The sequence below is a fragment of the Bradyrhizobium sp. CCBAU 51627 genome (assembly GCF_028128765.1).
Lineage (GTDB): Bacteria > Pseudomonadota > Alphaproteobacteria > Rhizobiales > Xanthobacteraceae > Bradyrhizobium.
Genome location: NZ_LBJG01000022.1, coordinates 14422 through 36812, shown reverse-complemented (window position 1 = coordinate 36812; position 22391 = coordinate 14422). Strand labels below are relative to the sequence as shown.

Below are 22391 nucleotides of genomic sequence, written 5' to 3'. Positions count from 1 at the left end.
ATGCGGTCGTATTCCTCGGTCCAACGGACAATGCGGGCGGTGGTGCTGCTGTTGCTGGCTTTCCTGGTAGTGCCGGCCAGTGCCGACGATCAGGCCGCCCCCCGACGCATTCAGGAAGAGATCTGGGTTCTACCATTGCCGCTCCCGATGTTTGCGTATCTCGTGCGCCCGGTGGGCGATGGTCCCTTCCCGCTCGTGATCATGAACCATGGCGTCTCGGTCAACCCGACTGATCGAAGCTTCTTCCCTCTGGTCGAGTTTCGCGACGCCGCCAAATGGTTCGCCAGGCACGGCTATCTCGTGGTGGCGCCGGTCGGCACCGGATACGGCGCTTCCGCGATCGATATCCCCGAGCGTGGGATCTACGGCCCGTTTTTCTCGAAGATCGGAAAGTGCACTAATCCGAATTTCCGCGATGCAGGTCTCGCCGTTGCCCAGGTCGACCTTTGGATCATTGAGTACATGGTTGCCGAGAAGCGCGTCCTGCCTGACGGCGTGATCGTGGTCGGACAATCCGCCGGCGGTTGGGCCGCTCTCGCCCTGTCGAGCCTGAATCCGCCGCAGGTCAAAGCGATCATCACGTTCGCCGCGGGTCGCGGCGGCCGGGTCGACGGCAAGCCGAACAATAATTGTGCGCCCGACAAGCTGGTCGAGATAACAAGAGAATTTGGCCGCACCGCGCGGGTGCCGATGCTGTGGATCTACATCGAGAACGACACGTTCTTTGGCCCGGCATTGTCGAAGCGGATGCATCAGGCCTATGCCGCTGCCGGCGGCCAAGCCGAATATCACCTCATGCCGCCCTTCGGCAACGAGGGACATTATTTCGTCGGTTCGCCCGACGCGGTTCCAATTTGGTCGCCGCTTGTCACCAAATTTCTCGACACGCTGAAGTGATGGTCGTGCTTGCGTCAGGAGGATCAAGATATGCATCTTTGCGGTCACAACTCCGCTCGCCGGTGGGTTTGCAGCGCTTGGCTGGCGGCCAGCGCCTTGACGGCGCCTGTCTTCGCGGAGATCGCGCCACGCGGGCAGCGGTCCACGGATGACATAAATTACGGTGAATGGAAGAAGCTCTGCTTCAAGGCGGCCGGAACCCCGCTTCTTTGCAGGACCTCGATCTCGGGAACTTATGAAACCGGACAGATGGCGGTTCGGATCGATCTGATCGAGCGAGAGAAAAGCGGCAACGCGCGAATGCAGATCTTCGTCCCCGTCGGCATGTACCTGCGAATACCCGCCAAGCTGAAGGTCGACACCGGTGCGTATCACCCAATCCCCTATAATTGGTGCATCAGCAACGGCTGCATCGCAGGCGACGTGGCGAACTCCAAACTGGTCAAGGAGATGGAATCAGGAAAGACACTGACGCTGGAAGTCGTCGATTCCAATCTCCTGTTGCTGACGACGTCCCTGCCACTCGCTCAGTTCAGCACCGCTCACAACGGACCACCGGCGCAGACGCTCGAGCAGGACATTGAGGAGTGAGCAGACCTACCGGTCTGCCACGATCACGCATCGTACTCCGCGAGACCCTCGCGGTCGAGCAGCACGATCTTCCGCTGTGTGGCGTCAACGAACATCAACATCTTTCGGTCACGCAACGTTGAGCATGCGCGCGAAACCGTCTCGAGCGTCAATCCGAGATAATCAGCGATGTCGCGACGACTCATTGCCAGCGCCATAACCTTGGGATGGCCGAGCCGCTCGTCGATTTCGAGCAAAAACGCGGCTACGCGCTCCAGTGCCGTCTTCCGGCCGAGCAGAAGCATATGGTTCTCCGCGTGCTGCAGGCTCCGCGTCACGAGGCCAAGGAAACTGGAAGCGCCCGATTCCCGGCTTTGCATCGTCTCGAGCAGGCTGCGCCGCTTGGTGATGCGAACCCTGGTCTCAACCACCGCTTCCGCCGTAAAACGATGAATTGCGCCATTCTCGAGTCCGAACATGTCGCCCGGCAGGTGGAACGAATTGATCTGGCGACGTCCGTCAGTGAGCAGCTTGTAGGTCCGCACCGCCCCTGAGATGATCTGGTAGACGTACTCCGTCTCCTCTCCTTCGCCGAAGATTTCCGTGCCTCTGCGATATTTGAATTCACTGCAGAACACGCGCTCGCCGGCAAGTGCTGCAAGATGCCCGTCAACCGGACGGTTGCTGGGGGTGTTGGTCCTGAGCAGCATCGTGGAAAACTCCGACCGAATTAACAATGCATGAATGCTAGGCAGGCCATGGCCGAAGGAATTTGATTTGACGCAACTTCAAACGCCGCCTACGTATTTGATCGGAAGCGGCTCGGCCATGCGAGCTCATGCATCCAGTATTAAAAGCACCTCGAAAATCGCAGGGTTGCCGAAAACCGTTAGGCGAAGCTGCAAGACTTGCGCCCGATCAACAATCCGCGCCCGAGTTCGCCTAGCGTGTAGCAACTTCGGGGACGCGTTCCTGCCTTATGCTCGACGCTGAAAACCGACCGACCTGATCACATCAGGGCGCCACCTTTCTGTCGCAATCAGCGAATGCTCGAAAAGAAACGAAATGCCTGCACGATTGCCTTCGGCTTTCATTTTGACCGTACTTCTGCTCCTCGGCCTCGCCGGTCAAAGCGCTCACGCAGCCGTTACGGTGCGAGTTCAACTTTCAACCCAGACGATGCTGGTCAGCGTCGACGGTACTGAGTATGCGACTTGGCCAGTCTCGACGGCGCGGCGTGGATACCGTACTCCGACCGGCATATACCGGCCTTATTCGCTCCAGCGCATGCATTACTCGAAGCTCTACGACTTCACGCCGATGCCCTATTCGATCTTCTTCCTCGGCGGATACGCAATTCATGGGACGTTTGAGGTCCGCAATCTTGGGCGTCCCGTGTCCCACGGCTGCATCCGGCTGGCGCCGGAACAGGCGCGGTCGCTGTTCGAATTGATCCAGGCTCAGGGGTCTCAGGATACAACGATTGAAATCTCACCCTGAGAGCGGCGGTCGTTAACAATCCTAACCGAGCCTCTGGACTGACGTGATCTCCGCAAAGCACCGACCCGGCACGTCGATGGGAGGCTTGCAGACCGCTTTGCCCGATTTGAGCAGGTCTCCCGGTTGCAGACGCGGCGGCAATTTGTCCAGTGCTCTCCGCTTCAATTGCACCGTTGGCAGCCTGTCGCTTTTCCGCGAGCGATTTGCGGCTTGTTCGAGTGAGGACTGAGGTCCCGCAGAAAGGGCAGGCAGTGGAATGGCCTTGTGAACGGCCATCGCCGTGGTCATGCCCGCGATGTAGATGAGTGAATGCAACATGAGTGTCTTGAAAAGCATGATGCTGCTCATTCCACCTGAGCCCGTACCCGGGCATCGCCGCAAGAATTGATCGACGCTAGATCGAGGCCCAAACGCCGGCTTGATCTGGCGCAAACTCGGCGCAGCCTAAGTAAGCATTCGTAGCCGTCGTCCTCCCCAGGCGGGCTTGAAACCGGCGCTCTCGACAGGCTTTCAGATAAGCAAAGCCCCGGCGCGAGACCGGGGCTTCATAATCAAACAGGCTTCGAACGCCGTCATTCAGCGACGCCCGACGCGATTGACGGGACCACCGCGATTCATCGGCGTTCCCGGCCGCACCGCCTCGCGAGCGGCAGCGCGGGCGACGGGCCGCGGTCTCAGCACGACGCCGGCTCTGGCGATGCAGCTGGGCGGATAGTCAATGTATTGGCAATACACGACCGCGGCTGCCGGGCCGCCACTCACGGTCGTGCCCACGAGAGCCAATGACGCACTCATGACCAACCCGCCAAGGGTCATCGATGTGATTGAGCGGAGCAATTGCACGAGAACCTCCCGATGGCTTCGTTATCAAAAGAGGTTCAATAGCAAGGCGGATATGGAGCGTACCCGCATGCCCGCGGATAGGCGTAGCGGTACCCACCGTAAGCCGCCGCTCCCGCTGCTGCGGCACCATAGTACGCGCGGCGATGTACGCGGCGATTGACGCCCGCGACACTCATCGGTGTAAGAGGCCGCCCAACCCTCGCCTCGGCACGATCCAGCGACACGGATAGCAAGCTCGCCGGTGAATAGTGGGGCGATAGCGGAGCCGCGGTTGCGAGCGCAGCAATCACCGCCATTCCAAAGAACTTGGCATTTCTCGTCATGTCCGTCTCTCCTTCAAGGATGGAAATCAGACATAACGTGACTCCCGGCCCCGGCTCACCGTTGATCGAAATCAACAAAATGAGCTGAGTTGCGCATCGAGCCGGCAGGTATGTTTCGTCGGCAGCTCGGCCCCACCTAAGTGGTCGGTCCGCACGCCCTTGCCATGGACGCGATCAGCGACTTTGCCGAGAACGGCTTCGTCAAATAAGCGGCACATCCCACCTTCGCCGCCTCAGCGCGGTGGGCTTCGCTGTCATTGCCCGTGATGAAGACGATCGGCGCGGTGATGCCCTGCCTCAGGAGCTGCTGCCGAAGGTCGATTCCGGATTCATTCTCGAGGTTGATATCGATGACCATGCAAATGGCTTGATCGAAGCTTCCGTGGCTGAGTAGCGCCCTCGCAGAGTCGAACAATTTTGCTGCGTAGCCGTACTCACGGAGTAGCCGCCCGATGCTCGTACGCATCGACTGATCATCGTCAACGACGTAGATGGACTTCGCTTCGGGCACGATCGGCCTTCTGGGCTCGAGAGCTCCAAACTGGCTTTGTCCCGGCATGCCGACGCAGTATCGGGAGTTGCCTTGACCATGCATTGCGCGCACTGAAGCACGTGGCGTCAATAACATGTGATATTTCCCCTTGGTACAGGTCGGCGCGTCGAAGCGGCGAGCGGACGCGAAACCCGTCTAGCGCTGTGATCCGTCATCCGGACCAAGCAGGCCGAGCCGTTCCGCGATCGAAACCAGCTCTGCAAACGACTTCACCCGCATCTTCTCCATGACCTGGTGGCGATGCGCCTTGATCGTCCGCTCCGTCGTTCCAAGCTCGTGCGCGATCTGCTTGTTGATCTTGCCGCGCACGATGAGGTCGAAAACTTGCCGCTCGCGCGGCGTCAGCGATGACAGGAAGGCGCGAAAAGTACCGAGCTTGCTTCGCTGGCCTTGTGCGGCATTGTGACGCTCCAGGGCCCGCTCTATGGCGTCGATCAGCTGTTCCGACGACACCGGCTTGGTCAGGAAGTCCTCGGCACCGGCCTTGATTGTGCGCACGGTCGTTGCCGTATCGGCGTACCCGGTGACAAAGATGATCGGTAATGTCGAACCAAGTTCGTTCAACTGGCTTTGCAGATCGGGACCGCTGAGGCCCGGTATCTTCACGTCGAGCAGCACGCACGCAGGTTTTTCACCGCTCGGAAGGTGATCGAGCAACTCCGCCGCCGATGAATGTACGACGACGTCATAACCTGCCAATCGCAGCCGGCGTTCTATCGCGGTGCGAAACGAAGCGTCATCGTCTACCACGTGGACCAAGCCGGGCAATTCTACCTCTTAGCCGCTGATATCCCTGCAGCGCGGCGCTCGCGCGGGACGCCAGCCCAAGGCATTTAGATCTGAAGGCAAATCCATTTATATGAATGACATTGTGCTTAGCAAAACCGTTCAATCGAAACATTGCTTCAAATCATGCATTTCGTTCTCGGCCTTCTCATTCCGCGCACGAAGCTTCGCCCCCGGTGCGAAGGTACATTGTCCCTACAGACAATGGACAGGAATATCCCCTTTAGTCGTAAATCAACCTCGGCGGGAGTGGGATAGCGCGGCGCATTCCTCGCATTGGAATTCTGATCTGAGACGAATTCAGCGATTCGTTGAGGAGTTGGCCCATGTTTGTGCGCAATTGTGATGTGACCTCCCGCTCCAATTCCCTTCGTGACCTCGGAATGACCAGCGATCTAAACCCCGCGGTCAGTTTGAGCGAATTCAGCTACAAGAAAGGAACGGAGATCTACGGCGAAAAGGAGCCTGCCGAATACGTCTATCAGGTCAAGACGGGCGCGGTGCGAAGCTACAAGCTCTTGTCGGACGGACGGCGTCAAATCGGCGCGTTTCACCTGGCCGGCGATATCTTCGGGCTCGAAAACGGCGGTTCGCACCGCTTCACGGCGGAAGCGATCGTGGACACCACCGTCCGATTGATCCGCAGGCAGACCCTTGAGCTGGTGGCCGACAGCGATCCAGTCGTTGCCAATAATTTGCTCAGCATGACGACGAACAACCTTCAGCACGCCGAGGATCACATGCTGCTGCTGGGGCGCAAGACATCGCTGGAGCGTGTTGCCGCCTTCGTGCTCGAGATGGACAAACGCCTGACCGGAGCCGGCGTGATTGCGCTGCCGATGTCCCGTCGCGATATCGCCGACTATCTTGGCCTGACGCTCGAAACCGTTTCGCGCGCATTGTCGCGGCTGCACGAGCTTGGCATCATTGCCTTCCTCGGCAACACGCAACGCCAGATCGTTCTGTCGGACCGTCAAAAGCTCGCCACTATCGATCTACGGGACTGAATCCGGCAGCCCCGATCGCGGCGAGGTGATCCAGCGCCTTGCGCAAGACTTCGAACAGAACTGCGGTCGACCAGCCGAACAGAAGGATGCCGTTCATGGCGGTCATCGGCCCGCTTAAACGCCAAGACGCAAGTGGCGTGATATCGCCGTAGCCAAGCGTGGTGTAATTGACAAAGGTAAAATAGAGCAGATCAGATCCGGCCGGTGCTGCACCGACGATCAGGTAGGCCGCGGCCCACACCAGAACCTCAAGCGTGTGCGCAAGCATGAGCGTCGCTGCCGTTGCAACCATGACGGCCATCAAATGCAGTCTCGGCCGCGTGGTATGCCTCAAGCCAGCTGCCCGGGCAATGCCGATAACGCCCACCGTCACGATCGCGTGGACCATGATGTTGATCGCGCTGACGAGAGCGCCAGTCAGGAATTGAAGAACCATCCGACCATCAGAATCTAGCCGCGCTGACGCGTGGCCGGACCGAGACGCTGCCTTTGTGCTCTCATACGCTTGATCTCCTCATTGAGCGCTTCGGTTTTCTCGTCCCGCCGCTCGGTATTTGTTTTCGGCGGCTCGTCGCCACGCATCTTTTCGAGCGCCTTCTCAACAGAGAGCTTGCTCGTACCGCTCATGCTGGTTCTCCTCATTGATCGTTGACGGTAACCGCATCGCTATTTCGCCAGTCCGCCGAACCATGCGCCGAAATAGCCGGCATAGAGCGCCGGATTCTCCAAATTCATCGAATGGCCGACTCCCGGCACGATGACCAGGCGGCAGTCCGGCATAGCCGCCGCCATCGTCCTCAGATCCGCCGGAGGAATCCAGCCGTCCCGCTCTCCCCACAGCACCAGATGCGGGTGCCTGATCTCCGCCATCCGGCGTTCCAGCTCCTTGCTCTCCCACTCGCGGTTGAGATTGACCGGCGTCCCAATCCAAACGCCTTCTGAGACGCCAAAAGTCTGCTCGAGTATCCGTTCGAACAGGGACTGTATCTCGCCAAGCCCGTCCCTGAACCGTGGCATGGTGTTCGGCGCCAAGCTTCCGGGAACGAACAGAGAGGACGCCGCGGTCGCCATCACTGCCCGCGTCACCTCCCTGCTTGCCATCATCGATCGGAACACGCCGATCTGATCGGCATTGAAGGCCATCCCGAGCGGAGTGACCGGGTCGAGTGCAAAGACCCGCCCAAAGCGCTCCGGCTGCATCAAGAGCATCCGCGCCGCAATGATGCCGCCGGTGGAATGGGTGGCGAGGTGGCAATATCCGACACCGAGCGTGTCGAGCGCAGCCAGCATGTCCTGCGCATGCCGTTGCATGTTGTAGTTGGAATAGTCTGTGGCGGGCCGCGGTCGATCGCTGTCGCCGCAGCCCCGCCAATCGAGCCCGATGACGCGCAGGCCCGACGGAAACAGCAGCGCGGCGAGCTCGATCCAGTCTTTGCTGGCGAGATTGCCGTGGATGAAGACGACGGTGACGTCGCCCTTCCCCCACTCGCGCCAGCCAAGCTGGATCTCGCCCGCCTGCACCTTTTGCATGAGCCCGCCTATTTGTTGAGGCCGGCCGTGGGCGCTGCGCCGGGCGGCGTCGGCGCCAACGGCAAGGCGGAGACCACCGCCCCCTTGATCATGCGATCGATACCGAGCGGCGAGGAGGTATCGACGCTTCCCTTGGTCACGAAATCCACTACGTCGACCGGGAACTCCACCGGGTTATCCGTATGGATGAAGTGCCCCGTTTCCGGATAGATCTTCAGGATCGGCCGATTGCCCGCATTGGTCATCCGCGTCATGAACGGCGAGATGACGTCGCGCCCGAGGTCGGTGAGGCCATTGAAGGCTGGCGTCGGGATGAACGGCTCTTTGTCGCCGAACGAAAGGAAGATCGGCTGCTTGATCTGGGTGAGGCGCTCGTAAAGGTTCTTTGGATCGTCCTGCTGCAGCTCGGCGCCGATAGTGTAGATGTCGTAGATGAAGACGTTGCACCACTGCTCGAGCTCCCTGGGGTTGCCCTTGGTCAGCCCGACACGCTGTTCGGTATGCAAGCGGGCATACTCGCTGTCATTGAAGAAGTAGCCGGCCTTGGCCGCCGACACCACGTTGGTCTCGGGATCGCGCTTCTTGAAGTAGAAGAAGTCGCGGATGTTCTGCTCCGAACGTTTGATCTCGGAGTCGAGAACGCCCGTCGGTCCCCACGCGGCCTTCCACTTGTCGAAGTCGTGGTCGAAGGCCTGGTCGAACAGCTTCGCCTTCTTGTCCTTGGCGATGGTGATGTCGCGCGGATATTCCTCGAGGCCCGAGGGCGCCTCGAGCGCGAGGCCCTGCACTGCGTCCGGCCAGGTCAGGGCATAGCCCATCACGAACTGACCACCGAGCGAGTGACCGAGATAATAGGCCTTCTTCACGCCGAGCTGTCTCACCACGAGGTCGTAGATGACCTCGCGCATGTCCTGCATGGTACGTGCTGGGCTCTTGTCCAGATTGCCGGGTCCGGACATGCCGTAGTGCGGCAGGTCAGGCGCGATTACACGCACGCCCATCCGCAGGGCGTACTGCATGATGTTGCCATAGTGCCCGGCAAATGCGCCCTTGCCGTGGATGATGACCAGCACCTTCGGATCCTTGTCGGTGCCGGCATATTCGTCCATGTAGCCGATTTGCCAGGAGTTGCCGCTCTTGTCCTTCGCGTTGGCGTATTTGACCGGATAAGGATAGGTCACGAAGTCCTTCCAGAAGGATTTCTTCGGATCGATGTTCTCCGCAACGCCAGGCACTCGATAATTCTTGTCGACGTACTTCTGCGCACGATCGAGGGCTGCCACGTCGTCCATGAACGCGACGAACTTCGGATCGTTCTTGCGCTGGTTGATGATCGGGAACACGCCATAATGGGCGACCGGGCTTTCCTGGGCGATCAGGTCTGCGCCGGGCACGCGATCAACCGCTTTCTGGGCCAGCTTGAAGTTCAGCCAGAGGTCGTTGGTGATGTGCATCACCAGCGTGCGCGCCTGGATGCGGCCGAGATAGGGATTGATGTTATGGGTCTCGCCGACCCGGTTGCGCCAGACGAGATCGACGGCGTCATAGAGTTTGGCGCGATTGGTGACGTTCAGCCCCGCCTTCTCGTTCGGAGGATCCCAGTAGAATATCTCTGGCTGGACCGCCTTCCAATTCTGAGTCGTCCGAAAGGCGAAGTCGTAGCCCGTCATTCCCAGGATCGACCAGCCGAATGCGACGCCGGGCACCGGATGTTTCTCCTTGGGCAGCTTGTAATAGTCGCCCTTGGTCGCCTGCCAGACGGGGTCGGCCTCGATCGCAGCCGTCATCATCTGGAAGGTCCAGTTGCCCACGGGGTCATCGCCATCCGACTGCGTGGTGCCGCCGATTGGCATGATCGCGCTGACATACTCCGGATGCATCACACCCCAGACATAGGTCTGGGTACCGCCCATGGAGACGCCTGTCACCAATGCTACACGCGCGACCTTCAGCCCGTCGCGAAGCAGGCGATAGTTGGCCTGCACCATGTCGTAGTAGCTGTATTGCGGAAATTTGATGCCCAGGCCCTCAGATGGCTTGCTGGCGCCCCAGGTGCCGAGCGGATCGACCATGATGACGTAATAGCGGTCGGTATCGATCGGCCGTCCCGGCCCGATGATGGGCACGCCGCCCGACAGGGGAGCACCCTTGACCCATTGCTCGTACATATCGGTGGAATCGCCCGAATAGTAGGAATTGATGACCACCGCATTGGTAATCTCGCCGGCGGCGTTCCGCCGAGCGTTGCCGATCGCGATGTAGGCCGTGTGCAGCTTGCCGGCGCCGAGCGATTCCAGCGTGACGCCGCCTTCGCCGCCATTCTCCCACTTCGAGGGATCTGAGAGATCGTATTTGCCGCCGAGGCGGAAATTCTCGATCTCATAGGTCTTCTTCAATTCGTCGTGCTGCATCTGCGACGAGCGACGCGTGAACGGTTGTGCGATCGCGAGCGAAGTACCGATCATCAGCAGCACGAAGCTGAGGACATAACGGCGCACAGTGTGCCTTCCGATCATGGCGAATTCCTCCGCAATTGTTCTGATCGGACGCTAAGCGCGGAGGTGATGCATCCTTTGATTTAACTCAACGGAAGGGCGGCGTTTTCATCGAGGATATCACCGCATCAAATTACCTGCGGGATCGCCGCAATGCCTTTCCTTGCCCACGGCTCATATCGGATCCGGTACGAGCTTGACGGTCCCTCCGGCGCACCGGCCTACGTGCTGGTCAACGGCCTCACCCAATACGCCGAGCTTTGGGCCGCGTACCGTGACGCGCTGGTTGCGCGAGGATTCCGCGTCGCAACTTTCGATCTGCTCGGTCAGGGCGAGTCCGACAAACCCGCTCTCTTCATCAGCCAGGACGACCAGGTCGCGGCGCTTCACCTCCTGATCCAGGAGCTTGGCGATGGTCCCGTATTCCTGAGCGGCATCAGCTTCGGCGGTCTGATCGCGCTGCGCTATGCCATTGCTCATGGCGATCGATTGGCCGGGCTGGTGCCGATGAGTTGCTTTGCCGAGCTGCCGCCGCAGTTATTTCTACTCGGCAACGCGCTGCGCACCGGCCTGATCCTCGGCGGGACCAGCTATCTCCAGGATTTGCTGCTGCCGATGAACGTCTCAGATCAATGGCTCGCGCCCGTCCTGGACAAGCTCGACAGCGTCAAACGGCAAGGCTGGCTGGTGAACGACGTCTATGCGCTGCAGAACCTGATGGAATCCTTCCTCGATTTCGAGCCACTCACGGAGCAATTGGGTTCGATCGGCGTCCCGACGATGATCCTGAACGGCGAGTTCGATTTCCTCACGCCACGCGCGTTGCACGAGATGCTGCGCATCCAAATTCCCAACAGCTCGCTGGTCATCATTCCCCGAGGTTATCACGCCTTCACGCTGGAGAAGCCGGCGCTCACGGCCGATCTGCTTGCAGGCTTTGCCGACGACGTGCTGGCCGGGCGCTGGCAAGGCAACAAGGCCGTTTGGATCGCGCCGGAGGACGCCGGCGGCGATCTGACTCCATTTCCTGCCGGGTACGACCATTTGCGCGCGATCCCGGTACGGGGAGCAAGCGCATGAGCGAATTGTTCGGCCCACTCGATCCCGGCGGATGCGTGCCGTCCCACCAGCAGACCCGCGTTGCGGCGTTCCTCGTCTCGGCCCATGGGGCCCTGGCGCGTCGGTTCGCCTTGGCCTTGCCGCTAAGGATGGAGTCGGCCTGGCAGACCGAATTGAACGCGCAGTTCTACAATGAGTCCGAGATCGTCTCTCTGCTGCTGCGCGCGACCAGCTGGACGCCGGATCCCGCCCTCGGCTATCTCGCGGTCGCCTGGGAGACCGCTTGGTTTCCGGCTCCAGCGCAAGGTATTCCGGACCATTCGCTCGCGCTCGCCGTCGATCTCGCAACGCTGGCGCACGCCGTTCATGCCAGCATCCGGCCGGCGGCGCTCCTCCCCCTGGAAGCCAATGCCAACGATCCCTTCGTCATGGCGCTGCGGCGCGTCGAGTTCGAGAGCGGCCGGCTGCTGCAAGCCCAAATCCTATTCTTGAAGGGCGACAACCTCCGGCCATTTCGCGATGCCGTGAGCGCCGCGCTCGAACGGCGCCACGCCGAGGTGCGTGAGCTTTGGCGCGAGGTGCTGCAGAGCGTCGACGTTTCCACCTGCGATGGGAATGACGGAAAGCGTTGACGCAGATCAAAGGACCACGCCGCCCGCGCGCGAACATCTCATTGACGAACTGATTGGAGCTCCGACCATGAGAGCCGTTTCCGTCGAAGAAGCCGTCGCGATGATCCCGGCCGGCGCCAGCATCATGGTCGGCGGCTTCATGGGAGTTGGGACGCCGGAGCGTCTGCTCGACGAACTGGTTCGGCAGAGGAAAAGCAACCTGACGGTCGTCAGCAACGACGCCGCGACGCCCGGCAAGGGCGTCGGAAAGCTGTTCGATGCGACGCTCGTCTCCCGGCTGACCGCAACGCATATCGGTCTCAATCCCAAGGCGCAGCAGCAGATGCTGGCCGAACAAGTCGCCGTCGATCTGATCCCGCAGGGCACCTTTGCCGAGCGTATTCGCGCCGGCGGCTGCGGGCTGGGCGGCGTGCTCACGCCGACCGGCGTCGGGACGTTGGTTGCCGAAGGAAAGCGCCAGATCGAGGTGGATGGCAAGGCGTACCTGCTGGAGACGGCCTTGCGGGCGCAGTTCGCGCTGGTGCACGCCTTTCTTGCCGACTACCTCGGCAACCTCGCCTACGCGCTGACGTCGCGCAACTTCAACCCGGTGATGGCGATGGCCGCTGACACCGTGATCGTGACCGCGGAGCACATCGTGCCCGTCGGCGTGATCGCACCCGATCACGTTATGACGCCGGCCCCGCTTGTCGACTATCTCATCACCAACCCGAACGGGTGAACTCATGGACGCACAGGAGATCATCGCCCGGCGCGTCGCGAAAGAGCTCAAGCCGGGCAACCTCGTCAATCTCGGCATCGGCATCCCGACCCTGGTCGCCAACTATGTCTCGCCCGAGTTGAAGGTGTTCTTCCAATCCGAGAACGGGCTGATCGGCACCGGTCCCATCCCCGAGCAGGGCATGGAGCATCCGCTGCTCACCGACGCGGGCGGGCGGCCGATCAGCGCGCTGCCGGGAGCAAGCACGTTCGACAGCGCGATGTCCTTCGGCTTGATCCGCGGCGGTCATGTCGACGTCACCGTGCTCGGCGGCCTGCAGGTCGACGCGCGCGGGCACCTCGCCAACTGGATGATCCCCGGCAAGATGGTACCGGGCATGGGCGGAGCCATGGATCTGGTCAGTGGCGCCAAACGGGTCATCGTGGCCATGCAGCATGCGGCGAAGGGCAAATCGAAGATCGTCAAGCAGTGTAACCTGCCGCTGACATCGGATCGACCGGTGAGCCTCGTGGTCACCGACCTCGCGGTGATCGGATTTCCAGGCGGCAGGGCCACCCTGCTGGAGACGGCGCCCGGCGTCAGTGTCGGCGAGGTCATGGCAGTCACCGAGGCTGAGCTCGTTCTTGGCGACACGGTACCGGAAATGAAGATCTGAGCGGGCAAAGCAATATGCGGATATTCAGCGACTTCAAGGAAATTAAAGCGGCCGTCGGCACCGAGATCGGGGTGAGCGACTGGGTCGAGATCACGCAGGAGCGCATCAACCAGTTCGCGGAAGCGACCTGCGACGAGCAGTGGATTCACGTCGATCAGGAGCGCGCCAGCAAGGAGATGCCCGGCGGCAAGACAATCGCCCACGGGCTGTTGTCGCTCGCGCTGGCCCCGCTGTTCATTCGGTCGGTGATCGGCCTGAAGGGCTTGCGCAACACTCTGAACTACGGCGCGGATCGGATCCGCTACCTCGCGCCCGTGCCGGCGGGCTCTAGACTGCGCGGCCGCGTGACAGTCGCTGAAGCCGAGGACGTGCCACCGGACGGTCTGCGCGTGAACTATCACCTCGTGATCGAGATCGAAGGCGGCACCAAGCCGGCCTGTGTCGCCGAGCTGATCGCACTGCACTACCGGTAGGCGCCTGCGCGATCGGTACGATACCTTCGCTCAATCGATGATATGATAGCCGCCGTCGATGTAGAGCACCCCGCCGGTCATGAGCCTGGCGCCGTCGAGCGCCAGGAACGCGGTGGCATTGCCGACATCGTCGATGCTCACCAGGCTGCGTGCCGGCGCCTTCGATTGCGCCTTGTCCATCAGCTCGTCGAACTCCGGGATGCCCGAGGCCGCACGGGTGGCCAGTGGACCCGGCGAGATCGCATGCACCCGGATGCCTTTTGGACCCAGTTCGGCCGCGGCATAGCGAACCGCCGATTCCAGCGCTGCTTTCGCCACACCCATGATGTTGTAGTTCTCGACCACCATCTGACTGCCGTAATAGGTCATTGTGAACATCGTGCCGCCGTTCTTCATGAGCGGCTCAGCCAGATGGGCCATCCGCAGGAACGACCAGCAGGAAACCTCCATGGTCTTGAGGAAGCCCTCGCGGCCGACATCGACGACCCGGCCGTGCAGCGCCTCCTTGGGCGAGAAGGCGATCGAGTGCAGCAGGAAATCGAGCTGCCCCCACTCCTTCGCGATGCGTTCGAAAACCTGCTCGGTTTGGCCTTCGACCATCACATCGAGCGGCATGAAGATCGGCGCTTCCAGCGCCTGGGCGAGCGGCTCGACATGTTTCCTCGCTCGATCGTTCAGGTAGGTGACCGCAAGCTCGGCACCGAGCGCACGGAACGCCCTTGCACAACCCCAAGCGATGGATTGATCGTTTGCGATGCCGACGACGAGTCCCTTCTTACCCTTCAGGGCAACCTTGGTCTCCGGATACACGGGAATCATGAAACCCTCTCCTGTTTGGGGTTGCTCGATGGAGTGTTCATCAGCAGCGACAGCGTATGCTGTGCGATCATCAGCTCTTCGTCGGTCGGCACGACGTAAACGGGGATGAGACTTCCGGAGCGCGAGATCAGCTGGGCGTGGCGCGAATTTTCGAGTGGGTCGAGCGCGACCCCGAGCCAGCCCAGCTGCTCGGCCACGCGGGCACGGATAGTTGCGGAATTCTCGCCAATACCGGCCGTGAAGACGAAGGCGTCCAAGCCTTGCAAGGCCGCTGCCAACATGCCGGCGTTAAGGCCGATCCGATAGGCGAAATAGTCGATCGCAAGCTTTGCCTTGGGATCGGCACTCTTCTCGAGCTCACGCATATCGTTGCTGACACCGGAAAGGCCCTTCAACCCGCATTCGCGGTAAAGGAAGTCCTGCACGCTCGCAGCCGACATGCCCTTCTCGGCTATCAGGTAGAGCACAACACCCGGATCGAGCTGGCCCGGCCGAGTTCCCATCGGCAGGCCATCCAGGGCGGTGAAACCCATCGTGCTCTCGACGCTCCGCCCGTCCTTCATTGCACACATGGAGGCGCCGCTGCCAAGGTGAGCGACGATCACTCGGCGCTTGGCAATTTCGGGCGCAACGCTGGGCAAGGTCCTCGCGATGTACTCGTAGGACAGGCCGTGAAATCCATAACGCCGGACGCCCTCGGCATGAAGCTGATGCGGAATTGCGTAACAGTCCGCCAGAGCGCCGTGCGTACGATGAAAAGCGGTGTCGAAGCAGGCGACCTGCGGCAGCGTCGGGAAATTGGTCAAGATCGACCGGATCGGCGACAAATTGTGCGGCTGGTGCAGAGGTGCGAGATTGATAAAGCGCTGCAGCCGAGCCACCACGCCGTGGTCGATCAGAACTGGCTTGCCATAATCCGGCCCCCCATGCACTACCCGATGCCCGACTGCGATCGGGTGAATGCGAAGCTCCTCGCGCAGCCATTCGCCCGCCACGCCCATTGCAGTTGAAACGTCCGGCACCGCTTCGATCGGATAGGCCCGGTCGGCCAGGGAATCGCCCCCCGCGCCGCTCGCCCTCAGCCGCGGACGGGCGCCGATGCCGTCCATCTGCCCCTTGATCTGCCGCCGGAGCCGCCCCTCGCCCTCGACCGAAAAGATCTGGAATTTGACGCTGGAGGAGCCGGCGTTGACGACGAGGATCGTATCCATGGCAATCACGCAGCTACTGTGGGGGCGTGCTGGCGACGAGCGTTGGCATAGAGCGAGGCCACCGCGCAGGATGCCATCCGTGCACGCGGCGTATCCGCCCGCGAGGTCAACACGACCGGCACGCGTGCGCCCAGCACGATGCCGGCCCCGTCGGCCTTGGCAAAGTAGGCGAGATTCTTCGCCAGCATGTTCCCGGCCTCGAGATCGGGAACGACGAGGATTTGCGCCCGGCCGGCGACTTCGGACTTGATGCCCTTGATGCGCGCCGCCTCAGGGTCGATCGCATTGTCGAATGCCAGCGGTCCGTCGAGTACACCACCGGTGATCTGGCCGCGATCGGCCATCTTGCAGAGCGCGGCCGCTTCGATGGTCGAGGGAATCTTCGATGTGACGGTTTCGACCGCCGACAGGATGGCAACGCGCGGCGCTTTGCCGAAGCCGGCCTGGGAGTAGAGATCGATCGCGTTCTGGATGATGTCGCGCTTAGCGTCCAGGTCGGGGAAGATGTTGATGGCCGCGTCCGTCACGAACAAAGTCTCGGCATAGGCCGGCACGTCCATGACGAACACATGGCTGATCCGGCGATTGGTGCGCAGGCCTCCGGACTTGGCCGTGACGGCCCGCATCAGCTCATCGGTGTGCAGGCTACCCTTCATCAGCATCTCGCCTTTGGCAGCGTGGATCAGCTCGACCCCCTTCGCCGCGGCATCCTCGCTGTGAGCAGCGTTGACGATCTCGAACCCCGAGATGTCGAGGCCAGATCTTGCGGCGGTGTCCCTCACCTTGGCTTCGGGTCCCACCAGGATCGGCCGGATGATACCCGCTTGTGCACTGTCGAATGCCCCGCGCAGCGAAGTCTCGTCGCAGGGATGCACGACGACGGTCGGAAGCGGAGGAACGACCTTGGCGGCCGCGATCAGTCGGTCGTATTTGCTTGGGGGTTGCGATTGTCCGATATCGGCTGACATGATGTTGCTCCCCATCCTCTTGACCCGCTACGATGCTTTGGCCTGGTCGAAAGAGGCCACGTTGGTCGCGCTTCCCTCTTCCGCATCGAGTCCGAGAAGCGCGGCAATCCGCTGAAGGCGGCTGGCGCTCTCTCCGGCGATCTTGCCACTGGCGGAGAGCACCTCGCGCATCGACGCAATCAACGTCCGACGCTGATTCACGTCGTCCGGCAGCAACTTCGGAATGGCGGCGACGGCGCCATCCTGATCCAGGAGCAGCATGAAGAACTGCTCTCGAACCAGGATCTTGAACTCGGAGAGCGACAGGCGGGGTCCACCATAGTCCCGCCGCGCGCGGCGCAGCGCCTCGATGCTGCGCTCGTCAACCATTCCGCGCGCCGAACCGATATAGAGCAAGCTTCGGATGGCCGCCTCACGAGGTCCTCCCTCGCCAATCCTTGATTTAAGGTGAGCAATTCGCTGCTCAAGCATGTCCCGATGCTCGGCGGACATCTCACGGCGCTGCGATGTCTCCGACTTTGGATCGATACCCAGCGCGGACTGCAAGGCCGGCGATCCATAGACATTCAGGAAGACTGTTTCACTCAACGCTTCAGTTGCGTCGCGCCAGCTATCGAGCGCGTGGACGATCTGCTTGGACATCTGTTCCTGAAACGCCAGGAAAGGATTGTCTTTAGAAACCGGTTTGCGATTGTCCTCGATCTGGTCCGCGGCCGACTCGATCGTCGCCATCAACGGGTTCCGGCTACTGAACGCTTCATACTGCAGTCGCAGCGGATGCAAATTGCGCATCGTCTCCGCCAATTGCGGATTCACGACCTTCTTGATCCAGGGCTGGACGAACTTCCGGTAGGCAGCCAGGTTGATTTCGGAGACGCGCTTGGCCGCGGCAAAGCGCCGCTCATCCTCCGGCGAATTGCCGCCCATGGCCCTTATGTCGTCGAGCGTCCGCGCCTCGCAGCGCATCACCCATTTGCCGACAACGAGGTCCGAACTCGTCGTCTCCTCGTCTTTTGCTTCAAAGGTGGCCTCATAGAGCCCGGGCGGCAGCACATCGATCAAATCGATGTTCTCGGAGAATTCTGCATGTTCCTTCTTGGCGACGCCGCCCGAGACGAAAATGCCGAGATGGCCGATGCTCTTGTGAACCGTGTAGACGATGGTCTGCCCATAGGCTCTGATCTCATCGACGTCCGCGTAGCAATCGAGGATCCAGTCGAGCGCCTGCTGGGGCGGCGTCACGTTGTCGCCCTCGGAACAGAAGACCAGTATGGGCGATCGGATGTTGCGGAGATCGACCTTCTGGCCATCCGACATCTCGATCCTGCCCGCTGCAAGATTGTTGCCGATGAAGAGCTCATCGACGATGAACTGGATTTCCTCGGCGTTCAGATTGACGTGTCCGCCCCACCAGCGTTCGAATTCGAGATAGCGGTCCGCCTCGGTGTCGACCTTGGAAAAGACGTTGTACTGCTTGGTCCACAGCGTGTTGGACGGATTCTGGTTCTCGAAGTTTTGCACCAGCCAGGCGCCATCGAACTTGCCGGCGCCGAGATCGCTGGCGAGCGCCGTCAGCCAGCTTCCGCCCAGCAATCCGCCCGAGTAGCGCATCGGATATTTGCCGTGCACGCCCGCCCAATAGGCCAGCGGCGCGCCCGCGATGATCAACGGTCCGAACAGTTCCGGCCGCAACGACGCCAGGATCATGACGGCCCAGCCGGCCTGGCAATTGCCGATCACGCAGGGCTTGCCGTCGGCCTTGGGATGCAGGCCGATGACCTTCTCGACGAAGAGAGCCTCGGCGCGGGCGATGCGCTCGATGGTCTGTCCCGGCATCGGCTCGGGCAGGAAGCCGATGAAGTAGCAGGGATGGCCCGCCTTCATCGCGACACCGATCTCGCTGTCGGCCTTGAAACCGCCGATGCCCGGGCCGTGCCCGGCGCGCGGATCGACGACGATGAACGGGCGCCGCTCGAGATCGATTTCGACGCCCTTCGGTGGGATGATGCGGACCAGCGCGTAGTTGACCGGCTCGTCGAGCTTGCGGCCGTCGATGACCAGTTCGGCGGCATATTGCAGGACGTGCGGGGCCGTCTGCGCGACGTGCTCGCGATATTGGTCGCCGCGCCGGCGCATAATGTCCAGGAACAGCACGCTTCGCTGTCCTGCGTCCACCAGATATTCAACCGCCGAGGCAACGAGCCCGGACATGGGGTCCGGGAGATTTGGAGTTTCCATCGACATGTTCCGACCTCTCTTGTCCGCGTCTTCATAGAGAGCCAGCGCGCGAGGAGATACGTTGACTTAGGTCAACGGTCGGCCGAACCGCGAGCCGCGGCAGAACGATCGAAAGCGATCCATGCCATCGACAATTCCCAGGTGACTGACAAAACGACGGGTCCGATAAAGAGGCCGACAATGCCATGCGCGAGGGTCCCGCCGATCACCCCAAGCAGGATCACCAGGGTCGGCGTCGTGAGGCCGCGGCCCATCAGCAGCGGCTTCAAGATGTTGTCGAGGAGACCGACGGTCACCAGGAACAGCGTCAGGAGAACTGCCGTGGTGACGTCCTTGTCAGTCCAGATCCAGATGATCACGGGCAGCATGACCACCACCGCTCCGATCTGCACGATTGAGAGTAGCAGTACGATGAATGCGAGCAGGCCGGCGATCGGAATGCCCGCGAGATTAAAGCCAATCCCCGCAAGCAAGGCCTGGATGACCGCAATACCGATCACACCTTGGGATACCGCGCGGATCGTCGCCCCCGCCAGATCCAGGAAGTGCTCGCTCTGTTCGGGCACGATCCGCGACAGAAATCCCCTTCCCGCCGCCACAAACAGCTGGCCATACGGCAGGATGAATCCAGCCACCGCCACCGACAGCAGAAACTTGACCGCGCCGACGCCGGCATCGCCGACAAGCCCGACAAGCGTTCCGGCAAACGGCTTCAGGTAAGGCGCGACCGTGCGCAGAACCGACCGAACGTTCGACGACGCCTGGTCCCAGAGCTCATGGAGCTGCGATCCGATGAGCGGCCAGCTCTTGATCGCCTCTGGTGCAGACGGGATCTTGAACTCGCCGGCCGTCAATTGTCCGGCAAAATCCTTAAGTCCCTCCACCGCGCCGATACCGAGCCACGCCGCCGGCCCGATCAGAACGAGAAGATTGACCGCAGTGAGAAGGCCCGCCGCGAGCTTCGGCCGGCCGCCCAGAATCTTCGCCAGCCTGACGAAGACGGGATTGAACGCGACGGCCAGCACCATCGCCCAGACGAGGATCGTGCCGAACGGACGGATCAGGACCAAAGCCCAGATGATCAATAGAGCCAGCAATCCGATGCGGATCACCAGCCGTATCAACTCCTCTCCTGTGAGAAGCTGACGGAGCGTCCTCACGCGCGCACCTCAGGCTCGTCCTTCTTGAGCCAGATATTGATGCTCACCAGGAGCACCCAGAACGGGAAAACGGCGAGGCTCCAGTCGATGTAGTAGCTTCCGATGAGAAGGATGGCGGCAACTGCATAGCCCCCAAAGGCGAGCCAGCGCGGCGTGAGCCCCGTATAGAGGGCAATCGTCGAGGTGGTCACCATGAACACGGAGGCCGTCTTGACGAGATAGATGTTGACCATTCCGTAGGCCAGGCCGCGGCCGAAATGAAATGTCGCGGAATTGATCAGCACGTTCGGCGCGGCGTGGAACGCCAGAATGACAGCGCCTATGACGGCTGCCGCGGCAAACAACATCGCGAGCAATAACACCGCGCTGCCGAGGAAGATCGTCGCAAAGAACTGATCCTCGCGCTTACCGAGCCGGTCGCGCAGGAACCCGACGAACCACAGGAATGCCACGCCTGCGAAGGGGACGAGGTTCAATGCCAAAGCGACGTTGCTCGTGCCCCCGTGAAGCCAAGCGCCCGGCTCGAGCGGATCGGCCGGCACCGACCGCCGCATCAACCAGAACACAGCCAGAAGCAAGACCGAAAACAGGATTCCGGCCGCAGCCGCTACGCGAGGTGTTCGCAGTTTCGCTCGTGTCAATCCGGTCGCCTGCATGATCATGAGACCGCCCGTCCTTTCGCGCCCGAGCCCACGGAGCTTGCCGTTTCCACTCCATGGGGGTGCGACAAGCCGAGCCCCTGCCAGTCCTCGATGCGAGCGGCGGCCCGATCCTGCGGATCGAAGGTCGATCGGTCGATCCCCGCATCGAGATGACCCAGGTAGTCGCGAACGCATTTGGCACGCTTCTCTTCGCCGCACCCGGCGAGTTCAACGAGCGCAGCGCGCATGCGGCGCATGACCTGGATGGAGGTCGATCCGAACTGCCGGATCTCGTCGAAAGCCAGCGCGAGGTAATCCTCCCAGGTTGGCATCCGATAGAGGACCCTTGGAACCCCGTCTTCGTCGAATGCCCAACAGGCCTCAAGGTCACATTTCGCCAGCCGCCGGAGCAGATCCTCGATCTGGTCGATGGCCTGCACGGCAGTTGTCGGGTCGTTGATGGCCGGAGACAGTGCCTTGATCGCGACATCTACGAGGAGCCGCAATGCATATTTCGGATCCTGCTCGAAGGTGCGTTGCTCGTCCAGATGAACGCATGCGGTCAGCTCTTTCTCGGGAAGCGGATTAGTCCTGCCCCGAGCGCGCAAGACCACGCTGTCCTCGAGCAGCGTGTCACCGACGCCGCACTCCATCATGATCAAGCCGTCCAGCCGGCGAGCGTGGTCGACCAGCCTGGCGATATCGATCGATGTCACCGACTGCGGAGTCCCGAGGTGTCTGACGGACACCTCCGCCGGATAGGCTTGCTGTCGCGCAGCCTTGCCGGACGTCGGCCATGGGGGGGACTGATACGTGCTGGCGATGACCTGCCGGCCTGTATCGCCGAGCGCCTGCAGCACCCTGATGATCTGAAGATTGTTCAAACGCTGGACGAGCTGCGCAAGCATCAACACGCTGGCCACCAGCATGGCTGCCACGATCGCCGCGGACAATAGAGGCACTCCTTCAGTACCCTGGCGATCGACCCAGGCGAGCGTGGCGAGACTGTACATGAAGGTCGCGACAAACATGCCGAGCGAGTGAAACAGCAACCGGTCGCGCGCAAACCAGACGACGAGCCGCGGCGAATAGACGACGGCATTGAACTGGACGAGCACGAATGCGATCGAGAACACGATACCGGTCAGCGCCATCATGCCGGAGGCGACTGCCGACAGATAAGCCTGGGCGGAAGACGTCGACAGGTTAAGACTAACGCCCAGGAATGTTGATTCCAGGCGGGGCACCAGGAAGCCTGCCGCGACGCTCGCAATCGCATAGAGCGTGGGTATCAGCCAAAGCTGCATGCC

Annotated in this window: 25 protein-coding genes; 9 read left to right on the top strand and 16 right to left on the bottom strand. The window is 61.4% G+C overall.

Features of this window, described 5'->3' with window-relative positions; translation table 11 throughout:
* Positions 1-897, top strand: a complete 897-nt coding sequence (locus XH88_RS11145) for an alpha/beta hydrolase family protein (protein WP_271615409.1) — start codon at positions 1-3, stop codon at positions 895-897.
* A gap of 9 nt (positions 898-906) precedes the next feature.
* Positions 907-1488 (top strand): invasion associated locus B family protein, encoded by a 582-nt coding sequence (locus XH88_RS11140; protein WP_271615408.1) that lies wholly within the window; start codon positions 907-909, stop codon positions 1486-1488.
* 23 nt (positions 1489-1511) lie between these two features.
* On the opposite strand, the gene XH88_RS11135 is transcribed toward XH88_RS11140, so the two are convergent.
* The gene (locus XH88_RS11135; RefSeq protein WP_271615407.1) at positions 1512-2177 is read right to left on the bottom strand and encodes a helix-turn-helix domain-containing protein; all 666 of its coding nucleotides are present in this window, start codon (positions 2175-2177) and stop codon (positions 1512-1514) included.
* 355 nt (positions 2178-2532) lie between these two features.
* Here XH88_RS11135 and XH88_RS11130 point away from each other — a divergent pair, with 355 nt between their 5' ends.
* Positions 2533-2967, top strand: coding sequence for a L,D-transpeptidase (locus XH88_RS11130; RefSeq protein ID WP_271615406.1), 435 nt, complete (start codon positions 2533-2535; stop codon positions 2965-2967).
* A 21-nt stretch (positions 2968-2988) separates the two neighbouring features.
* Here XH88_RS11130 and XH88_RS11125 read toward each other — a convergent pair whose 3' ends face one another.
* The 4 genes from XH88_RS11125 to XH88_RS11105 form a co-directional block, all read right to left on the bottom strand.
* A complete protein-coding gene (locus XH88_RS11125; RefSeq protein WP_271615405.1) occupies positions 2989-3303 on the bottom strand; it encodes a hypothetical protein in 315 nt (104 codons plus the stop codon).
* A gap of 240 nt (positions 3304-3543) precedes the next feature.
* Entirely contained in the window at positions 3544-3762 is a 219-nt protein-coding gene (locus XH88_RS11120; RefSeq protein ID WP_271615404.1) for a hypothetical protein, read from the bottom strand.
* Between the two features lie 507 nt (positions 3763-4269).
* Positions 4270-4644 (bottom strand): response regulator, encoded by a 375-nt coding sequence (locus tag XH88_RS11110; protein ID WP_271615402.1) that lies wholly within the window; start codon positions 4642-4644, stop codon positions 4270-4272.
* 177 nt (positions 4645-4821) lie between these two features.
* Positions 4822-5454 (bottom strand): response regulator transcription factor, encoded by a 633-nt coding sequence (locus XH88_RS11105; protein ID WP_271615401.1) that lies wholly within the window; start codon positions 5452-5454, stop codon positions 4822-4824.
* Between the two features lie 344 nt (positions 5455-5798).
* Here XH88_RS11105 and XH88_RS11100 point away from each other — a divergent pair, with 344 nt between their 5' ends.
* Positions 5799-6479 (top strand): helix-turn-helix domain-containing protein, encoded by a 681-nt coding sequence (locus XH88_RS11100; protein ID WP_271615400.1) that lies wholly within the window; start codon positions 5799-5801, stop codon positions 6477-6479.
* On the opposite strand, the gene XH88_RS11095 is transcribed toward XH88_RS11100, so the two are convergent.
* From XH88_RS11095 to XH88_RS11080, 4 genes are read right to left on the bottom strand one after another with little or no spacing between them, the layout of a single operon-like run.
* On the bottom strand, positions 6460-6915 hold the full coding sequence (locus XH88_RS11095; protein WP_271615399.1) for a potassium channel family protein: 456 nt from the start codon (positions 6913-6915) through the stop codon (positions 6460-6462). The genes XH88_RS11100 and XH88_RS11095 overlap by 20 nt on opposite strands.
* 14 nt (positions 6916-6929) lie before the next feature.
* Entirely contained in the window at positions 6930-7106 is a 177-nt protein-coding gene (locus XH88_RS11090; RefSeq protein ID WP_271615398.1) for a hypothetical protein, read from the bottom strand.
* 39 nt (positions 7107-7145) lie between these two features.
* Entirely contained in the window at positions 7146-8009 is an 864-nt protein-coding gene (locus XH88_RS11085) for an alpha/beta fold hydrolase (RefSeq protein ID WP_271615397.1), read from the bottom strand.
* 8 nt (positions 8010-8017) lie between these two features.
* Positions 8018-10525 carry an alpha/beta hydrolase gene (locus tag XH88_RS11080; RefSeq protein WP_271615396.1) on the bottom strand — a complete coding sequence of 836 codons (2508 nt, stop codon included), beginning with the start codon at positions 10523-10525 and terminating at the stop codon, positions 8018-8020.
* Positions 10526-10657: 132 nt separating this feature from the next.
* On the opposite strand from XH88_RS11080, the gene XH88_RS11075 reads away from it, so the two are divergent.
* From XH88_RS11075 to XH88_RS11055, 5 genes are all read left to right on the top strand, one after another.
* A complete protein-coding gene (locus XH88_RS11075) occupies positions 10658-11584 on the top strand; it encodes an alpha/beta fold hydrolase (protein ID WP_271615395.1) in 927 nt (308 codons plus the stop codon).
* Complete coding sequence (locus XH88_RS11070; protein ID WP_271615394.1) at positions 11581-12195, top strand: hypothetical protein; 615 nt, start codon at positions 11581-11583, stop codon at positions 12193-12195. The genes XH88_RS11075 and XH88_RS11070 overlap by 4 nt, the downstream gene beginning before the upstream one ends.
* Before the next feature lie 67 nt (positions 12196-12262).
* Positions 12263-12916 carry a CoA transferase subunit A gene (locus tag XH88_RS11065; protein ID WP_271615393.1) on the top strand — a complete coding sequence of 218 codons (654 nt, stop codon included), beginning with the start codon at positions 12263-12265 and terminating at the stop codon, positions 12914-12916.
* A gap of 4 nt (positions 12917-12920) precedes the next feature.
* Positions 12921-13571: a 3-oxoacid CoA-transferase subunit B gene (locus XH88_RS11060; protein ID WP_271615392.1), complete on the top strand. Its 651-nt coding sequence runs from the start codon at positions 12921-12923 to the stop codon at positions 13569-13571.
* 14 nt (positions 13572-13585) lie between these two features.
* Complete coding sequence (locus XH88_RS11055) at positions 13586-14044, top strand: MaoC family dehydratase (RefSeq protein ID WP_271615391.1); 459 nt, start codon at positions 13586-13588, stop codon at positions 14042-14044.
* Between the two features lie 30 nt (positions 14045-14074).
* Here the strand turns inward: XH88_RS11055 and fabI are convergent, their stop codons facing one another.
* From fabI to XH88_RS11020, 7 genes are all read right to left on the bottom strand, one after another.
* Complete coding sequence (gene fabI / locus XH88_RS11050; protein ID WP_271615390.1) at positions 14075-14863, bottom strand: enoyl-ACP reductase FabI; 789 nt, start codon at positions 14861-14863, stop codon at positions 14075-14077.
* Positions 14860-16074: an acetate/propionate family kinase gene (locus XH88_RS11045; protein WP_271615389.1), complete on the bottom strand. Its 1215-nt coding sequence runs from the start codon at positions 16072-16074 to the stop codon at positions 14860-14862. The genes fabI and XH88_RS11045 overlap by 4 nt, the downstream gene beginning before the upstream one ends.
* A 5-nt stretch (positions 16075-16079) precedes the next feature.
* On the bottom strand, positions 16080-17042 hold the full coding sequence (locus XH88_RS11040; protein ID WP_271615388.1) for a phosphate acetyltransferase: 963 nt from the start codon (positions 17040-17042) through the stop codon (positions 16080-16082).
* Between the two features lie 27 nt (positions 17043-17069).
* Complete coding sequence (locus tag XH88_RS11035) at positions 17070-19286, bottom strand: DUF3141 domain-containing protein (protein ID WP_271615387.1); 2217 nt, start codon at positions 19284-19286, stop codon at positions 17070-17072.
* A 65-nt stretch (positions 19287-19351) separates the two neighbouring features.
* Positions 19352-20440: an AI-2E family transporter gene (locus XH88_RS11030; protein WP_271615386.1), complete on the bottom strand. Its 1089-nt coding sequence runs from the start codon at positions 20438-20440 to the stop codon at positions 19352-19354.
* Positions 20437-21081 carry a hypothetical protein gene (locus XH88_RS11025; protein ID WP_271615385.1) on the bottom strand — a complete coding sequence of 215 codons (645 nt, stop codon included), beginning with the start codon at positions 21079-21081 and terminating at the stop codon, positions 20437-20439. Before XH88_RS11025 ends, XH88_RS11030 begins: the two co-directional genes overlap by 4 nt.
* Before the next feature lie 17 nt (positions 21082-21098).
* The gene (locus XH88_RS11020) at positions 21099-22388 is read right to left on the bottom strand and encodes a DUF2254 domain-containing protein (RefSeq protein ID WP_271615384.1); all 1290 of its coding nucleotides are present in this window, start codon (positions 22386-22388) and stop codon (positions 21099-21101) included.
* Positions 22389-22391: the final 3 nt, after the last annotated feature.

Bases quoted from the DNA above. Each gene is read 5' to 3' on its own strand.
- XH88_RS11075 (WP_271615395.1), top strand. From the start codon at position 10,658: ATGCCTTTCCTTGCCCACGGCTCATATCGGATCCGGTACGAGCTTGAC.
- XH88_RS11080 (WP_271615396.1), bottom strand. From the start codon at position 10,525: ATGATCGGAAGGCACACTGTGCGCCGTTATGTCCTCAGCTTCGTGCTG.
- XH88_RS11090 (WP_271615398.1), bottom strand. From the start codon at position 7,106: ATGAGCGGTACGAGCAAGCTCTCTGTTGAGAAGGCGCTCGAAAAGATG.
- XH88_RS11040 (WP_271615388.1), bottom strand. From the start codon at position 17,042: ATGTCAGCCGATATCGGACAATCGCAACCCCCAAGCAAATACGACCGA.
- XH88_RS11055 (WP_271615391.1), top strand. From the start codon at position 13,586: ATGCGGATATTCAGCGACTTCAAGGAAATTAAAGCGGCCGTCGGCACC.
- XH88_RS11020 (WP_271615384.1), bottom strand. From the start codon at position 22,388: ATGCAGCTTTGGCTGATACCCACGCTCTATGCGATTGCGAGCGTCGCG.
- XH88_RS11060 (WP_271615392.1), top strand. From the start codon at position 12,921: ATGGACGCACAGGAGATCATCGCCCGGCGCGTCGCGAAAGAGCTCAAG.
- XH88_RS11120 (WP_271615404.1), bottom strand. From the start codon at position 3,762: ATGAGTGCGTCATTGGCTCTCGTGGGCACGACCGTGAGTGGCGGCCCG.
- XH88_RS11085 (WP_271615397.1), bottom strand. From the start codon at position 8,009: ATGCAAAAGGTGCAGGCGGGCGAGATCCAGCTTGGCTGGCGCGAGTGG.
- XH88_RS11065 (WP_271615393.1), top strand. From the start codon at position 12,263: ATGAGAGCCGTTTCCGTCGAAGAAGCCGTCGCGATGATCCCGGCCGGC.
- XH88_RS11035 (WP_271615387.1), bottom strand. From the start codon at position 19,286: ATGTCGATGGAAACTCCAAATCTCCCGGACCCCATGTCCGGGCTCGTT.
- XH88_RS11135 (WP_271615407.1), bottom strand. From the start codon at position 2,177: ATGCTGCTCAGGACCAACACCCCCAGCAACCGTCCGGTTGACGGGCAT.
- fabI (WP_271615390.1), bottom strand. From the start codon at position 14,863: ATGATTCCCGTGTATCCGGAGACCAAGGTTGCCCTGAAGGGTAAGAAG.
- XH88_RS11045 (WP_271615389.1), bottom strand. From the start codon at position 16,074: ATGGATACGATCCTCGTCGTCAACGCCGGCTCCTCCAGCGTCAAATTC.
- XH88_RS11100 (WP_271615400.1), top strand. From the start codon at position 5,799: ATGTTTGTGCGCAATTGTGATGTGACCTCCCGCTCCAATTCCCTTCGT.
- XH88_RS11130 (WP_271615406.1), top strand. From the start codon at position 2,533: ATGCCTGCACGATTGCCTTCGGCTTTCATTTTGACCGTACTTCTGCTC.
- XH88_RS11070 (WP_271615394.1), top strand. From the start codon at position 11,581: ATGAGCGAATTGTTCGGCCCACTCGATCCCGGCGGATGCGTGCCGTCC.
- XH88_RS11095 (WP_271615399.1), bottom strand. From the start codon at position 6,915: ATGGTTCTTCAATTCCTGACTGGCGCTCTCGTCAGCGCGATCAACATC.
- XH88_RS11125 (WP_271615405.1), bottom strand. From the start codon at position 3,303: ATGCTTTTCAAGACACTCATGTTGCATTCACTCATCTACATCGCGGGC.
- XH88_RS11145 (WP_271615409.1), top strand. From the start codon at position 1: ATGCGGTCGTATTCCTCGGTCCAACGGACAATGCGGGCGGTGGTGCTG.